The organism is Vibrio sp. 1CM8B, from assembly GCF_023161685.1.
Lineage (GTDB): Bacteria > Pseudomonadota > Gammaproteobacteria > Enterobacterales > Vibrionaceae > Vibrio > Vibrio coralliirubri.
The window spans coordinates 13,275-28,829 of the sequence record NZ_JALNTU010000006.1; the positions used below are offsets into that span (position 1 = coordinate 13,275).

A 15,555-nucleotide genomic window follows, 5' to 3' on the forward strand; every position below is an offset into this window, starting at 1 on the left:
AAAAAGGCAGTAAGTGGAAATGGTTCGCACTCACTGCCTTTATTCTTACTCAGTTTCGGGCCAAATGCCGAAGCCTTAGTATTTCATTTTTGCTTCATGGGGAGCTAAAAATGTCCCTTTCTCACCCAAAATATCTCGATAGTAGGTCTCAAACATCAAGATATTCTGAACGTAGCCCCGAGTCTCTTTGAATGGGATCATTTCGATAAATGCAAAAGCATCGAGTTTTTCATCGCTGCGTGAACGCCACTGTTTAACACGGCTAGGACCTGCATTATAAGCGGCAAAAGCAAAAATACGGTTGTCATCATATTGAGCTAATAAGCTATCTAAGTAGTGGCTACCAATCTCAATGTTCTTGCCGACATCATAAAGATCATCGCTGCCCTGATACTTAATTTTATGTTTGTTAGCCGTGTATTGCGCCGTCTTCGGCATAATTTGCATGATTCCACGCGCGCCAACAGGAGAGCGAGCCTCTGAATCCATCGCACTCTCTTGTCTTGCTAAAGACATTAAAGTGATTGGGTCGATATCATGTTTTTCTGCATAGAAGTTAAACCACCACTTATGAGCAACTGGGAAACGTAATGCAATGTTGTCCCACATCTTCGCTGAGATACTCGCCGTCACGGTAAAGTGATTCCAACGCTGCGTCGCAGCATGAGCCGCAAGCATCGCTTTTTGGTCTTTGTCTACGTTGCTTAGTAACCAACGCCACTCACTCTTCGCTGCCGCAATTTTATCTCGGTCAATCAGCTCACCAATACGCACCAAAGAGGTGTCGAATGGCTTAACTGTTTCAGCATTGTATTTAAGTGTCGATGTTGGGTATTCGACAGGCTTACCTAACTGCTTAGCCGCAGCTACACTGTAGAAATTACGCTGACCCAAGATATCTGACAATCGCTTATTTCCTTTGTCAGTATCGCCCGTCGCGATTTCAGCTCTGCCCTGCCAATATTGCCAACGAAGCGAAGCCTGATGCTTGTCATCCAAGCGCGCTATCCACTCTTTCAAACCCGTCCAATCGGCATGTTGAATCGCTAAGCGAGCACGTCGTTCGAGCAGAACTTGCTTTGATGAACTCGCGAGCATCTGGTCTCGCCACGCCATCAACTCTTCAGAATCGGTGTTAATCAAACGAAACGTTAGGTAATCAGCAAGCTCTTGAGACTTCTCTTTCGAGAACTTTTGAGCCTTGATGACGTCATCAAACACCTCTTGAGCGCTGCTTGATGACTTCCTTGCTAACTTCTCGAAAGCAAACTCGGTTTGCGCTTGGTAGAATTCATTTGCTGGGTGCTTGTTAGCAAATTCGAGCACGTTTTCAGGCTTGTTGTACAACGCCTTCATCTGCTTAGCTTGAGCAATTGAATCATCATGATCCAATTGCTTGATCAGGTAGCTCATCAGCTTGCCGTTACGGCCTTCAAACGCTAACAACATTCTATCTAGGATGAGTTCATCCGTTCTTAAACCGGCTTGATCCCAACTTTTAAATAAAGGGTCACAGGCATCATCAACACCACTGCCACTCAACCAAAGCTGTTTCGCCCCTTTAAAGGCGAGCTCTTTGTTACCTTGCTCGTAATGCGCTCGATAATAGATGCATTGATATTTTTCACCGACAGGCTCTTTAGTTTGAAATTCAAGGATGGTCTTCCACTGTTTTTGAGAAGCCAATGAATCCAGGTAAGGTGCGCGCATTCGATTAGAAAATGGCAGTGCCTTGTTCTCTTCAATGAAAGCATCCACCTCAGCAGGTGTGCGATCACCTAAGCCAATCAGAAAGGCTCGATAATCGGTGTAAGGTGTTAAAGGGTATGTTTGAATTTTGTTGCGCAGCGCGGAGTAAGCTTTTAGATCACGGTTGTCTAAAACCTCTTGCGCTCTATCATAAACATCACGCTGCATTTCAAGCTCAGAGGCGTTGCTAGCCATAGCCATCGGAGCCAGTGAAAATGAAGACAAAATTGCTGATGCAGCCACAGCAATTTTCGTATTACCAATGCGGAAAAACATTCGCTCTTTCCTTAGTGCGTGTATGAATACGTGAAGTCTATTTACGCCCGACATCACATCAAATGTAAAGGATTTGAGTGTAAATATTATTAATATTTAACACTTCGCCTCAGAAGCTTATTAAATATAGTTTTAATGACCAATGTGACAATAATAGGTAAGGATTAGTTCAAGAATGGCTTTTCTGACCTAGGAGTAACATCTTTAGGGATATTGGTATAAAATAGCAGACAATTTTGAACAATAATTAGGATCGATCGGCAATGGCTGAATACGTATATACCATGTCTCGGGTGAGCAAAACTGTTCCACCTAAGCGTCAAATTCTTAAAGACATTTCTCTTAGCTTTTTTCCTGGCGCTAAAATCGGTGTTTTGGGTCTAAATGGTTCAGGTAAATCTACCCTACTACGTATCATGGCTGGTATTGATACTGATATTGATGGTGAAGCTCGTGCACAGCAAGGCCTTAAAGTAGGTTACCTACCGCAAGAACCTGTACTAGACGAATCAAAAACCGTTCGTGAGATCGTAGAAGAAGCGGTTTCTGACGTTGCTGACGCACTTAAGCGTATCGATGCAGTCTACGCAGCTTACGCAGAACCGGATGCAGACTTCGATGCACTAGCAAAAGAGCAAGGCGAACTAGAAGCACTGATTCAAGCAAAAGACGGCCACAACCTAGAAACAGCTCTAGAGCGTGCTGCTGACGCACTTCGTCTTCCTGAGTGGGATGCGAAAATTGAATTCCTATCAGGTGGTGAGCGTCGTCGTGTTGCTATCTGTCGTCTACTTCTTGAAAAGCCAGACATGCTGCTTCTTGATGAACCAACCAACCACTTGGATGCCGAATCAGTAGCATGGCTTGAGCACTTCCTAGTCGATTACAGCGGTACTGTTGTGGCGATTACCCACGACCGTTACTTCCTAGACAACGCTGCAGGCTGGATTCTAGAACTTGACCGTGGTGAAGGTATCCCATGGGAAGGTAACTACACGTCTTGGCTAGAGCAAAAAGACGAGCGTCTTAAGCAAGAAAAAGCGGGCGAAAGCGCACGTCAAAAGACAATCGAAAAAGAACTTGAATGGGTTCGTCAAAACCCTAAAGGCCGTCAAGCTAAGTCTAAAGCTCGTATGGCTCGTTTTGAAGAACTAACGACTGGCCAATACCAGAAGCGTAACGAAACTAACGAACTGTTCATCCCACCAGGTGAGCGTCTAGGTGACAAAGTTCTTGAAGTGAACAACCTGACTAAATCGTTTGGTGATCGCGTTCTTATCGACGACCTATCGTTCAGCATGCCTAAGGGTGCTATCGTCGGTATCGTTGGTGCCAACGGTGCAGGTAAATCAACACTATTCAAGATGTTAAGCGGCGCAGAACAGCCAGATTCAGGTACAGTTGAACTAGGCGAAACCGTTAAACTTGCTTCTGTTGATCAGTTCCGTGACAGCATGGACGACACTAAGACAGTATTCCAAGAGATCTCTGAAGGCGCTGATATCATTAAGATCAACAACTTCGAAATCCCTGCGCGTGCTTACTGTTCTCGTTTCAACTTTAAAGGCAACGACCAACAGAAGATCATCGGTGAGCTTTCTGGTGGTGAACGTAACCGTGTCCACTTAGCGAAACTGCTAAAAGCGGGCGGTAACGTACTGCTACTCGATGAGCCTACCAACGACCTTGACGTTGAAACGCTACGTGCTCTTGAAGAAGCGCTGCTTGAATTCCCTGGCTGTGCAATGGTTATCTCGCATGACCGTTGGTTCCTTGACCGTATTGCGACCCATATCTTAGACTACCGTGATGAAGGTCAAGTTAACTTCTACGAAGGTAACTATACTGAGTACACTGAGTGGCTTAAGCAGACTCTAGGCGCACAAGCAGCAGAACCGCACCGTATCAAGTACAAGCGTATAGCTAAGTAAATAAGCTTGTATTTTGAACAAAGGCCGCGATAATAGCGGCCTTTGATATATCTGGCTTACGTGTAATGCATCGATATAGAGAGATTACTTATGGTTGAAAGACGTCAATTTTCACGAGTTATTTATCAAGTTCCGACTGAGATCTCACAAGGACACGTAAATGTATCAGGCTCAGTGCAAGACTTATCACTCCATGGTTTACTCATTCAATGCAATGAATCAAAACAACTTAGCGATGATGTCCCTGTTCTAGTGAGCTTTAAGCTCGAAAACAGTGATATCAATATTCAATTAGAAGCAACGATAGTCTCTACCATCAATACCTCAATGCGTTTACGCATAGAGCATTTAGATATTGATAGTATCAGCCACCTTAAGCGTCTTGTAGAGCTTAATGTTGGCGACGATGAACTGCTTTATAGAGAGATTGAACACCTTACCGATTTAGGTAGTGAGTGACATCTCCATTACCCTTTTTCTATTAGAAGCATTTAGTTAATACAGAACCATGTCTAAAAAACTATCCATTACTATTCCCTCTAGTCAGGGGGAACAGACGTTTTACTTCGGCCGTAAGGCTGTGCTCATTTGCACTACTGCCATTTTTTCAGTACCGCTATTAATTGGCGGAGCGGCGTACATGCACTTCGAGAGTAAACAAGAACTCGCGCTACAAGCGGGTGATGCCCAACAGTTGATTGAAACGCTGATTGTTGAAAAAGAACAAACTGAGTTTCTTTATGCTGAGCAAGTTGAAACCAACCATTCGCTATCGCAAACACTGACCGAGAAAGAAGGCACGATTCAGCTGCTTGGTAAGCGTGTATTCGATGTTGAATCAGTACTGGGTCTTGCTGATGAAGAACTGCTTACCGATGATATTTCTTTGGAAGATCGCATTGATGCGGCTGCAGTCGATTCAGCAGTAAGAGCCACGATGTTCCGTTTGATTCCAAACGACAGCCCAATGGCTTATCAACGTATCTCTTCTTCTTATGGTAGCCGCACTAACCCTATTTCAGGGAAACGCCATGTACATACTGGTATCGATTTAACGTGTAAGCGTGGTGAAGATATTGTCGCGCCCGCAGATGGAGTCATTGAAACGGTACGCCCAAGTAAAAAAGGCTTCGGCAACTTTATTACTATGCGTCACTCGTTTGGTTTCATGAGTTCTTATGCGCACCTACAGAAGTTCAAGGTACGTAGCGGTCAGTTTGTGAGTAAAGGCGATGTCATCGCGAGCTGTGGTAATTCAGGTAACTCAACCGGCCCACACTTGCATTATGAAGTACGCTTCCTTGGTCGTTCACTGAACCCTCAATACTTAATGGATTGGACACCGGAAAACTTCAACTACGTGTTCGAGAAAGAGAAAAAGGTTAAGTGGGGCCCACTGGTTCAACTGATTGATAATGTGGTTCGCTTGCAGATCAACCTGACTAACGTGCCTTACATTAGCTCGACCATCGACACTGTATCGAGTGAAGAGAGCAAAAAACCTATCACGACTAACTAGTTGTTAATGGCTAACTAGTTGTTATTAGATAAGACCTGTTGGTTTAGCCTATGATGATCTAATTGCTTTTAGCCTACTGTAGGCCAAATGCTTTCATAGCGTTCAGCACAAACAAAAAGAGCGACCAGATGGTCGCTCTTTTTTATGATTTCAAATCAGTATTAACCACGATGAATCGAGTCATGTGCTTGTTTTAGAAGACTTTGGCTCTCTTGCAAGAATTGTTGTGAGTAGTCACCAAACCAATCACTCACTTGGTTGAAGCTCTCAACAAACTTAGCCTTATCTTTGCCATCTAGGATTTCTAACGCTTCTCCGAAACAACTATGGAAGCGTCGAATCATCTCAATATTCTCATCTGAAGAAAGAATGATATCACCGTACAAGTTCGGGTCTTGAGCAAACAGACGACCAACCATCGCAATCTCAAGTCGGTAGATTGGTGAACTTAACTTCAGAAGCTGATCGATATTCGGGTTCTCTTTACTCAAGTGTAAGCCGTAAGCAAAAGAGGTGAAGTGACGAAGTGCTTGAATCAATGTCATGCCGTGATCGTGTTCAGCTGCATCCATCTGGCAAAGACTCGCGCCCCAAATACCAAATTGATTCAGTAGCCATTGGTAACTTTCAGAACCACGACCATCACTGTAAACAATCACCTGCTTAGCAAGGCTTGGAACATCAGGACCAAACATTGGGTGTAATCCAACCACTGGACCTTGGTGCATGTTCACCATTGCTTGTAGAGGCTTTGATTTAATTGACGTCAAATCACATAGAATACAATCGCTTGGTAGATTACCTAGCTTCGCAATCACACCTTCCGTTAGGTGAATTGGAACCGTAACAACCACAAGCCCAGCATTATCTAAGATTTCGTCGGCCTTATCCCAATCTTGGCTGCCAAGGATTTTCACTTCGTAGCCAGACAGTTTGAACATACGACCAAACAAGCCACCAAGTTGACCATTACCACCAACGATAACCACTGAACGTAACTCTGGGTTAAGACACTTAAAACCAGAATCTTTCTCACTGGCATAAGATTCACGCATCGTACGACGCAAAATATCTTCGATTAACTGTGGTGGAACCCCTATTTTCTCGGCTTCTTGACGACGAGATGCCAGCATCGCAGCTTCACGTTCTGGTACATAAATAGGTAAACCATGTTCACTTTTTACTTCGCCTACTTTCTCTACTAGAGCAAGGCGTTGAGCCAGTAAATCCAACATTTGTTTATCGACAGCATCGATTTGGTCGCGTAATTCGTTCAGTTCAACGGCCATTTTATTCCTTACTAATCTATAAGCCCGTGCCAATCTATCAGCCCACAATCACGTAGGTTCGCTAGCAACAGATCTTAAAATGCCCCATTAGATGAGGCACTTAAATTTAAAACTCTGACTAACCTTTCAAGCGGTTCTCTAAGAACGGGACTAATTCCGTATGTGCATGTTTCAATAGTGCCTCAGTTGAATCCCAATTGATACACGCGTCGGTAATAGAAACGCCGTATTTCATCTCATTGAGAGGTATATCTGAAGATTGGTTTCCTTCGTTAATATGGCTCTCAATCATCAGGCCGATAATCGACTTATTACCTTCACGAATCTGATGGATTACATCTTCAGCCACCAGCGGTTGGCGACGGAAATCTTTACGAGAGTTCGCGTGGCTACAGTCGACCATTAGCGCTGCCTCTAAACCAGATTTACCCAGCTCTTGCTCACATTCGTGTACCGATACTGAATCGTAGTTCGTCTGCTTACCGCCACGTAAAATCACGTGACCATTTGGGTTACCTTGCGTTGTTAGTAGTGCAACTTGACCTTCGCGGCTGATACCCATGAAACGGTGGCTAGAAGAAGCCGCCTGCATTGCATTGATTGCAGTGCCTAGGTTGCCATCGGTACCGTTTTTAAAACCGATTGGCATTGAAAGACCACTTGCCATCTCACGGTGAGTTTGAGATTCAGTCGTACGAGCGCCAATCGCCGCCCAGCTGAAGGTATCTGCTAGGTATTGCGGGCTAATTGGATCTAATGCTTCAGTCGCTAGTGGGATTTCCATCTCAGCGAGTTCAACAAGTAGCTCACGGCCAACATGCAGACCATGCTCAATATCGAAAGTGCCGTCTAGATGTGGGTCATTGATCAAACCTTTCCAACCGACAGTGGTACGAGGTTTCTCAAAGTAAACACGCATAACAATATACAGTTGATCGCTAAGTTGCTCAGATAAGGCTTTTAGGCGTTTTGCGTACTCTTTGGCGGCTTCAATGTCATGGATAGAACATGGGCCACATACAACAAGCATGCGATGATCTTTCTTATGAATGATGTTTGCGATAGTTTGACGAGACTCTTGAATGAAACGACGAGCATTATCACTCAAAGGCAGTTTTGCTTTTAACTCCTCAGGAGTAATCAGTACCTGTTCGTCGATGATATTGACATTGCTTAATTCACTTTTCTGCATAACTCAACCTGTATATTTATTTTTACACCCAACATTTCCATTTGGGCTAACAATCTTTAAAAACACAATAACAGCTACAAAAACGATTGCAAGTGTAAACAATAAAAAACATTAACTGTAAATATAATTTTACACCCCATATTTAACTCACTCTAAGAGATAAATAGGTTTAAACCACGGATCACACATACAAAAAAGGCGATATTTATCATATCGCCTTGTCTAAAATTATTATGTGTTTATTTATCACTCACGGCCTAGCATTCGCTTAATCGTCTCTGAGGTCTCTTTCCACCTAGCATCCGAGTGAAGCGTTGATAAATCAAAGCTGTGTTTTTTAAGCAATGAGTTGGCTAAAGACACCTCTTGAATCGCTAAGTGATCCAGAGCTTCAATTTGTGCATCTCGTTTATTACACATCAACACCATGTCACAACCTGCATTCAAGGCCGCTTTCGCTCTGTCTGCTGGTCCACCCATTATCGCAGCGCCTTCCATCGTTAAATCGTCAGAGAATACCAAGCCTTTAAACCCAAGCTGCTGCTTCAATACTTTCTGTAGCCAATACTGTGAACCGCTCGCAGGTTGATCATCATAGTGAGAGAAAACCACGTGCGCAGGCATCATGGCATCCAATATTCCAGCTTCAATTTGCGCCTTGAAGATTGCCATGTCGGTTTCAAAGATGTCGTCTCTAGGGTCATATGGCGTCTCTAAGTGTGAGTCAGCAATCACGCCACCATGTCCAGGGAAGTGTTTACCTGTCGTCGCCATGCCAACCGACTTCATGCCTTTGATGAAAGCGCTGCTATGACGAACAATGGTATCAATATCTTCACCAAACGCTCGGCTACCAATCGCTTTACAGTCGTGGCCTTTGTCTAATACTGGCGCAAAGCTCAGATCGATATCATGGGCAATCAATTCTGCCGCCATCAGCCAGCCAGCCTGTTCTGCTAACTGTTCACCGTTGTTCTTGGTCGCAAATTCCTGAGCAGCTGGGATAATTGAAAAGCCGTCACGAAAACGCTGAACTCGACCACCTTCTTGGTCAACACCAATCAAAATAGGACGTTTTGCTACCTTGCGAATTTCTTTGTTTAACGCCGATAACTGTTTGCTATCGTGGTAGTTTCGAGCAAACAAGATGAGACCACCAACAGTTGGGTGCTCTAAAATTTCTCTGTCTTCAGCTGTCAGCTCGTAGCCTGCAACATCAACCCACAACGGTCCCATAAAATTTCCTTCTATTGCTTAAATTCCGCTACTGCAGATTTACTTTGTTCAATTAATTGGTCGGCCTGCTCTTCCTGCTGAGTTAACGCAATGAACAACAAGTCAGTAATAAAAAGTTGGCTATCACGCGCGGTGATAGATGAGCTTCGAATATGATTTTCGTCTGCCGCCGAGATGAGTTTGATATCAGCGTATTTATCTAAAGCAGAAGGGGATAGCTGGCTTACCACAATCACCTTGGCCTTTTTCGATCTAGCCAACTGGGCAACCTTCACCACTTCTCTAGTGTTTCCTGAATAGGAAATTGCAACCAACACATCATTTTCAGAAAGAGAAGCGGCATTAGCAATCTGAATGTGAGCATCCTGTTCTGCGTTAACAGCATGACCTATTTTCATCAGCTTATAAGCGAAATCTTTCGCAACCAGAGACGATGCTCCCACCCCAGAAATCTGTACTTTATTAGCAAGGTGCAGCAAGTCAGCAGCATTGCTTAACTGTTCACCTTCATTTAATAACACTGTACGCTCAAGCGATTGTGTTTTACTTGCAAGAAGTTTGTCCATCACCGTATCTGGCGGATCTTTTCTTGTGATGGTGCCGTGTATTCCACGTTGGGATACTGGCTGATAAGTCATATCGCTTTGATAAAGCTTGACCTTCATTTCAGAGAACCCTTTGTAACCGAGCTTCTGACTAAACTTGACGATTGTCGATTGGCTCACACCCACCGCTTTAGCCAACTCAGGAGAGGAAAGCTGCTTCACCTGTTGTGGGTGGTCAAGAACATATCGCGCCACCTGAGCATCAGATGGAGACAGCTTTGGTAATAACGCTTTAACTTTCGCAATGCCTTTCATTAGACGCCCTTCCCTCTGCCTGCGCCTCGCTATCATAACGAGTTTTGTATTTTCATTGGAATAATTATTCCTTCGTATTCTGGTGTTTGGAATAGCTAGCACAACCTTCTGGGATCATTGTCAAAGAAAACCGTTGGTCACTATTCCACCAAGGAATAGATTTTGAAACTCATTATTCAAACTGACATTCTGAAAAAATAATAATAAACACCCTCTATCCTATTCATGCTACGGAGCTGCTATGAATTCACTATTTACTTCGCTGGACTGGGCGGTATTTGCGGTTTACTTCGCTGTTATCGCTTTTACAGGCTGGCACTTCAGCCGAACCAAGATCACGAGCACCAAAGATTATTTCTTAGGCGGTAACTCGATGCCAATGTGGGTCGTTGCCATCTCAGTATTGGCGACCTCGCAATCTGCAGCGACGTTCTTAGGAGGACCAGAATCTAGCTACCGTGGCGATCTCACTTATCTAGCTACCAATATTGGTGGAATTATTGGGGCTGTCTTTGTCGCATTAGTACTGATACCTCGCTTCTACAAAAACAAAGTATCTACCGTTTACGAACTGCTGAAAGTTCGTTTTGGCGAGAAAACAAAACAGCGCGCAGGCGTGATGTACTTGGTCGGTCGCGTATTTGCTTCTGGTGCTCGCCTGTACATGGCCGCTATCGCTGTCTCCATGATTCTATTTACCAACATTGACCCAAGCAGCGTAGTGACTTCAGTGGTCATTCTGGTTGCCGTTGGCCTTGCTTATACTTACATGGGTGGCATTCGTTCCGTTATCTGGAGCGACCTAATTCAGCTTGTGGTTTATGTCGGTGCAGCCATTGCTGTGATCATCTATTTATTGGGACAAATTCCAGCTGATTTCAACCAAATAGCGCAAGTACTGGCTAACCCTGGTGAAGGCCAAGCTTCGAAACTGACCTTATTAGATTTTAACCTCGACTTTAGCCCTGCTGGCACCTTCAGCTTTTGGGCATGTATTACGGGATTCGTGCTGTTAAACATTGGTGCGTTTGGCCTTGATCAAGACATGACTCAACGTGTTTTGACTTGTAAAGATGCTAAGCAAGGTTCAAAGGCGATGATTAACTCAATCATTTTCTCAATTCCAGTTGTGCTTGTATTCATGTCAATTGGCCTACTTTTGTATGTCTTCTACCAAAGACCTGAACTGATGGGCGTTGAAGGTAAAGAAGTTGTTCAAAATTTTAATGGCGAGAACGTCACTATTTTCATGTATTACGTGCTGAATGAAATGCCAGCAGGTCTTAGAGGCTTGGTTACTGTTGGGGTTGTTGCAGCGGCACTTTCAACACTAAATTCTGGATTAAACTCAATGTCATCAGTGGCTATTCAGGATATCTATAAGCCTTGGCTAGAAGCTCGTAAAGGAGTGCAGGATGATTTCCATTACGTGAAAGCTGGCCGATTTGGTATGGCGGCGGCAGCTGTGGCCTTAGGTAGTATGGGAATCCTGTGTTACTACTGGCAGCAGTACACTGACATGCCACTGTTGTCGTTTGCTTTGAGTGTAATGGTCTTTGCCTACACAGGGTTATTGGGCGTCTACTTCACCGCGATATTCACCGAGCGCGGTAACGAAACTTCGGTCGCTTTAGCTCTAATGGCAGGCTTCTTCACCACTCTGCTGATGCAAGCTTATGTTTGGGATAGCGTGATGGGCGTGATTAACGATGATTGGGTAGGAGTTCGTTTAGCGTTCCCTTATCAACTTTGTGTTGGCACATTTGTATCGTTAATCGTGTGCCTTTCAGGAAAGAAGCAAACTCAAGAAGTTAATAAACTACAAACGGTTTAGCCAATGATTACCCATACTTTGGCAGTCGATGGCGGTGGAACTAAAACCGCCATTAGACTGAAGCGAATATTACCAACACTAAGTAACATCGAAGAGTGTATTTTACCTGCCACGTCATTGACCTTATATGGTGAAGCTGCGTTCACTCAACTGACTAATTATATTGATGAAATGTTGAGTGTTAATCAGATAAAATCACAACAGTGCTATATTGTGGTTGGTGTTGCTGGCGTAGGAAACTTAGATTTAAAAGCCAAACTGCAATCGGCGTTAACCCATTGCCCGCACCTGTATGTAACGACTGATGCAGAAGCGTCAGTATTTGGTGCTAATTCAGGACAAGGAGTTAACTGTATTGCGATTGGGACGGGATCTGTTGCGATTCAATTGGACGTACAACAAAAGACTCAACAAGTTGGTGGCTGGGGTTTCCCAATTGGTGACCAAGGTGGTGGCGCTTGGCTTGGGTTTCAAGCTGTTCAACAAACTCTCGTTGAATTAGATAACAAGCGTACTTCTTTAACGAGTCAGCTTGTAATGCGAAAGACAGGCAACGAACGCAGCCAAATTCTACAGTGGATTGGCGAAGCTAACGCGACCGATTACGCCAAATTTGCACGAGAGCTCGTTGATATGGAACAGCGCTGCTCAACGGCAAGTACCATCTTAAAACAAGGTATTGAAGAAATAGAAAAGCTCACACGAACATGCTCAGACTATAACTCATTACCGATTATGTTCTTAGGCAGTTTAGGACAGTTCTATCGCCCTAGGCTTTCCAAAGAACTCCAAGTTCGTACCTTAAACATTCAAGGTAATGCTCTGGATGGCGCAGATGTCATCGCTAGCCAAAAGATCCAGCTGCTTAATTTAGGAAGTGAACAATGAAATCAGAGTTATATATCGGTGTGATGTCAGGGACGAGCATGGACGGCGTTGATACAGCCTTAGTGTCGATTGAAGATACGCGCATCACATTGCTTGCTCATGATGAGTTTCCAATGCCTGATGACCTCAAAGCGCATCTGCTTGAAGTTTGTATTGGTCAGAAAACCGATTTAATTGCCATTGGAGAACTCGACCACCAGCTTGGTCATCTATTTGCTGATGCAGTTCTGCAACTTCTCGACAAATCAGGTACACCTGCATCCTCTGTGACTGCGATAGGTAATCATGGCCAAACGGTATTCCACCAACCAACGGGTGATTCACCATTTACCATGCAGTTGGGTGACGCCAATATCATTGCCGCTAAAACACAGATTCAAACGGTTGCCGATTTCAGGCGTAAAGACATGGCATTAGGCGGGCAAGGTGCGCCACTCGTCCCAGCCTTCCACCACACGATTTTCCACCCGCAAGACAGCTCGGTTGTGGTGTTAAATATTGGTGGTATCTCGAATATTTCAGTACTGCGCCCTAATCAGCCAACGCTTGGTTATGATACAGGCCCGGGCAATATGTTGATGGACGCTTGGGTTGATAAACACACGGGTGAGAAGTTTGACCGTGATGCGCAATTTGCGCTTAAAGGTCAACTCAATCAAGCTTTACTCGAACAGTTGTTAAATGAATCTTATCTATCTCAAATGCCACCGAAAAGTACAGGTAGAGAACTATTCAACCTACCTTGGCTAGAGCAACAATTAACAGAATTTAAAGATCTTGCAGCAGAAGATGTTCAGCGCACGCTTTGTGAATACACCGCATTGACGATAGCCAATGAAGTGGAGACTTATCGCTTGGGTAACCAGCCTGCACTGTATGTGTGTGGCGGTGGTACACGAAATCCATTGTTGATGAAGAGACTGTCTGAACTGCTTCCAAGTTGGGATGTTGATTCAACCACCAGTAAAGGCGTGGATGCCGATTACATGGAAGCGATGGCTTTTGCGTGGCTTGCTCAACGTCACATTCATCAACTGCCAAGCAATTTACCAGAAGTGACTGGCGCAAGCAGAGCGGCCTCTCTAGGCGTTCTCTACCGTGCTGACTAAACAACTTTAGAACCATCATTTTAGAATCACCATTTAAGGATCATTATGAGTAACGACGCTCTCATATCAGCACTCTCGCACCTCGTTTCGGAGGGGAGAAACCCTGACACTATGGATATTGATCTGCTCACCTCTCTCGAAGTGGTTGAAAAGATTAACCAACAAGACAAACAAGTCCCACTGGCGATTGAAGCGGAACTGCCACAGATCGCGAAAGCGGTCGATAAAATTGCTCATGCCTTTCAAAACGGTGGTCGACTGATTTATATGGGCGCAGGCACCAGTGGTCGATTAGGTGTGTTAGACGCATCAGAGTGCCCACCGACTTTCGGTGTTTCAGACAAGATGGTTATCGGCCTAATTGCAGGTGGACCAGAGGCGATTTTAAAAGCCAAAGAAGGCGCTGAAGACTCGCTGACTCTCGGTATTGAAGATCTGAAAGCGATTCAGTTTTCAGAAAATGATGTCGTGGTAGGTATTGCAGCGAGCGGTCGCACACCTTACGTGATTGGTGCACTCAACTATGCCAATCAGCTTGGCGCAGTAACGGTTGCTCTGTCTTGTAACCCTGATTCTCCAATTGCTGAAATCGCTCAAATCGCAATTAGCCCGGTGGTTGGCCCAGAAGCATTAACAGGTTCAACACGACTCAAATCAGGTACGGCACAAAAGCTGGTGCTTAATATGCTGACCACTGCAAGCATGATTCGTATCGGCAAAAGCTACCAAAATCTGATGGTCGACGTAAAAGCGACTAATGAAAAATTGGTTGCCCGCGCTGCTCGTATCGTTATCCAAGCAACGGAGTGTGACAAAGCACTGGCGGTATCAACACTTAAAGCGACTGATTACGATGTGAAGTTATCTATTTTGATGATTCTAACAGGGCTAGATTTAGAGTTAGCCAAGGCACAACTTGATAAGCAAAATGGCTTCTTGAGAAAAGCTGTCGAGAATAATCAATAGTCTAGACTTTGTCGTTAAGTGTTACGCCCGCTGCATACAAAAAGACCAGTTCACACGCGGTACTGGTCTTTTTTAGTTTTAATTTGTTTTCGCTAGCTTGGGCTTAATAGTCGTTTGAGAACTCGTCCCAGCCGCGTTGCCATTCCATGCGGAAACGTTGAGCGTCTTCCGTACCAGAACACACGCCTTCATACACCTGACCAGATAAACCAATCTGATAAGCATGGTTCGGATTACAATATTCAGTCACACCTAGGTGATAACCTTCTGTGTAACTCGCTTGATCGACTGCACCAAGCTCAGTCATCTCTGAATACGAACGCTGAGTGTGGCCTTTGATACCATCGCGATAGCCAATCTCTTGCCAATTGCCTTCAGCTGCTAAATCTTGAACATTGGCGCTGCATCCTGCAAGGCTAAATGCCACGGCGATTAGTGCGATTATTTTTTTCATTTCAGTCCTTTATATTTACCTAGCCACTTCCTGACGAAGCGTTGCCTTTGTGGTGATTCTCCGCTGAACACTGGCTGATGTCCACTTATGTCTGTTATCTGCCACTGATATCTATTGGTTACCGCTTAAAGCTGATAAGCCGCCACTTGCCAGAAGCAAGACACTTCTCAACACGAATAACCAACCGCTCTACAAACGTAGCAAACCACTCAATCAGTTATAACACCACTTAATTGACTATTCGACCACTCA

13 protein-coding genes are annotated in these 15,555 nt (G+C 44.4%); 7 read left to right on the top strand and 6 right to left on the bottom strand.

Annotated features, from left to right (window positions below; translation table 11 throughout):
• Positions 1–75 precede the first annotated feature (75 nt).
• On the bottom strand, positions 76–2,025 hold the full coding sequence (gene sltY, locus MSG36_RS13665; RefSeq protein ID WP_248368371.1) for a murein transglycosylase: 1,950 nt from the start codon (positions 2,023–2,025) through the stop codon (positions 76–78).
• 263 nt (positions 2,026–2,288) lie between these two features.
• On the opposite strand from sltY, the gene ettA reads away from it, so the two are divergent.
• The 3 genes from ettA (at position 2,289) to MSG36_RS13680 (ending at position 5,475) form a co-directional block, all read left to right on the top strand.
• Positions 2,289–3,956 carry an energy-dependent translational throttle protein EttA gene (gene ettA, locus MSG36_RS13670; protein WP_017056147.1) on the top strand — a complete coding sequence of 556 codons (1,668 nt, stop codon included), beginning with the start codon at positions 2,289–2,291 and terminating at the stop codon, positions 3,954–3,956.
• 90 nt (positions 3,957–4,046) lie between these two features.
• Positions 4,047–4,415, top strand: a complete 369-nt coding sequence (locus MSG36_RS13675; protein WP_248368373.1) for a PilZ domain-containing protein — start codon at positions 4,047–4,049, stop codon at positions 4,413–4,415.
• A 49-nt stretch (positions 4,416–4,464) separates the two neighbouring features.
• Complete coding sequence (locus tag MSG36_RS13680) at positions 4,465–5,475, top strand: M23 family metallopeptidase (RefSeq protein WP_048606822.1); 1,011 nt, start codon at positions 4,465–4,467, stop codon at positions 5,473–5,475.
• 161 nt (positions 5,476–5,636) lie between these two features.
• Here the strand turns inward: MSG36_RS13680 and tyrA are convergent, their stop codons facing one another.
• From tyrA to MSG36_RS13700, 4 genes are all read right to left on the bottom strand, one after another.
• The gene (gene tyrA, locus MSG36_RS13685; RefSeq protein ID WP_248368389.1) at positions 5,637–6,764 is read right to left on the bottom strand and encodes a bifunctional chorismate mutase/prephenate dehydrogenase; all 1,128 of its coding nucleotides are present in this window, start codon (positions 6,762–6,764) and stop codon (positions 5,637–5,639) included.
• A 118-nt stretch (positions 6,765–6,882) separates the two neighbouring features.
• On the bottom strand, positions 6,883–7,956 hold the full coding sequence (locus MSG36_RS13690; protein WP_017059354.1) for a 3-deoxy-7-phosphoheptulonate synthase: 1,074 nt from the start codon (positions 7,954–7,956) through the stop codon (positions 6,883–6,885).
• Between the two features lie 246 nt (positions 7,957–8,202).
• A complete protein-coding gene (gene nagZ, locus MSG36_RS13695) occupies positions 8,203–9,192 on the bottom strand; it encodes a beta-N-acetylhexosaminidase (protein ID WP_248368391.1) in 990 nt (329 codons plus the stop codon).
• An 11-nt stretch (positions 9,193–9,203) separates the two neighbouring features.
• On the bottom strand, positions 9,204–10,052 hold the full coding sequence (locus MSG36_RS13700) for a MurR/RpiR family transcriptional regulator (protein ID WP_248368393.1): 849 nt from the start codon (positions 10,050–10,052) through the stop codon (positions 9,204–9,206).
• A gap of 241 nt (positions 10,053–10,293) precedes the next feature.
• Between MSG36_RS13700 and MSG36_RS13705 the strand changes: the two genes are divergently transcribed.
• The 4 genes from MSG36_RS13705 to murQ are packed head-to-tail and all read left to right on the top strand — an operon-like array spanning position 10,294 to position 14,849.
• Complete coding sequence (locus tag MSG36_RS13705; RefSeq protein ID WP_048618288.1) at positions 10,294–11,886, top strand: sodium:solute symporter; 1,593 nt, start codon at positions 10,294–10,296, stop codon at positions 11,884–11,886.
• Positions 11,887–11,889: 3 nt separating this feature from the next.
• Positions 11,890–12,774, top strand: a complete 885-nt coding sequence (locus tag MSG36_RS13710) for a BadF/BadG/BcrA/BcrD ATPase family protein (protein WP_248368396.1) — start codon at positions 11,890–11,892, stop codon at positions 12,772–12,774.
• Positions 12,771–13,883, top strand: coding sequence for an anhydro-N-acetylmuramic acid kinase (locus tag MSG36_RS13715; RefSeq protein WP_248368399.1), 1,113 nt, complete (start codon positions 12,771–12,773; stop codon positions 13,881–13,883). The genes MSG36_RS13710 and MSG36_RS13715 overlap by 4 nt, the downstream gene beginning before the upstream one ends.
• 45 nt (positions 13,884–13,928) lie before the next feature.
• Positions 13,929–14,849 carry an N-acetylmuramic acid 6-phosphate etherase gene (gene murQ, locus MSG36_RS13720; protein WP_050651903.1) on the top strand — a complete coding sequence of 307 codons (921 nt, stop codon included), beginning with the start codon at positions 13,929–13,931 and terminating at the stop codon, positions 14,847–14,849.
• A 103-nt stretch (positions 14,850–14,952) separates the two neighbouring features.
• On the opposite strand, the gene MSG36_RS13725 is transcribed toward murQ, so the two are convergent.
• Positions 14,953–15,303, bottom strand: a complete 351-nt coding sequence (locus MSG36_RS13725; protein ID WP_048615025.1) for a DUF2799 domain-containing protein — start codon at positions 15,301–15,303, stop codon at positions 14,953–14,955.
• Positions 15,304–15,555 lie beyond the last annotated feature (252 nt).

Excerpts from the sequence above, each read along its gene's own strand:
- sltY (WP_248368371.1), bottom strand. The coding sequence starts at position 2,025 with ATGTTTTTCCGCATTGGTAATACGAAAATTGCTGTGGCTGCATCAGCA.
- ettA (WP_017056147.1), top strand. The coding sequence starts at position 2,289 with ATGGCTGAATACGTATATACCATGTCTCGGGTGAGCAAAACTGTTCCA.
- MSG36_RS13675 (WP_248368373.1), top strand. The coding sequence starts at position 4,047 with ATGGTTGAAAGACGTCAATTTTCACGAGTTATTTATCAAGTTCCGACT.
- MSG36_RS13680 (WP_048606822.1), top strand. The coding sequence starts at position 4,465 with ATGTCTAAAAAACTATCCATTACTATTCCCTCTAGTCAGGGGGAACAG.
- tyrA (WP_248368389.1), bottom strand. The coding sequence starts at position 6,764 with ATGGCCGTTGAACTGAACGAATTACGCGACCAAATCGATGCTGTCGAT.
- MSG36_RS13690 (WP_017059354.1), bottom strand. The coding sequence starts at position 7,956 with ATGCAGAAAAGTGAATTAAGCAATGTCAATATCATCGACGAACAGGTA.
- nagZ (WP_248368391.1), bottom strand. The coding sequence starts at position 9,192 with ATGGGACCGTTGTGGGTTGATGTTGCAGGCTACGAGCTGACAGCTGAA.
- MSG36_RS13700 (WP_248368393.1), bottom strand. The coding sequence starts at position 10,052 with ATGAAAGGCATTGCGAAAGTTAAAGCGTTATTACCAAAGCTGTCTCCA.
- MSG36_RS13705 (WP_048618288.1), top strand. The coding sequence starts at position 10,294 with ATGAATTCACTATTTACTTCGCTGGACTGGGCGGTATTTGCGGTTTAC.
- MSG36_RS13710 (WP_248368396.1), top strand. The coding sequence starts at position 11,890 with ATGATTACCCATACTTTGGCAGTCGATGGCGGTGGAACTAAAACCGCC.
- MSG36_RS13715 (WP_248368399.1), top strand. The coding sequence starts at position 12,771 with ATGAAATCAGAGTTATATATCGGTGTGATGTCAGGGACGAGCATGGAC.
- murQ (WP_050651903.1), top strand. The coding sequence starts at position 13,929 with ATGAGTAACGACGCTCTCATATCAGCACTCTCGCACCTCGTTTCGGAG.
- MSG36_RS13725 (WP_048615025.1), bottom strand. The coding sequence starts at position 15,303 with ATGAAAAAAATAATCGCACTAATCGCCGTGGCATTTAGCCTTGCAGGA.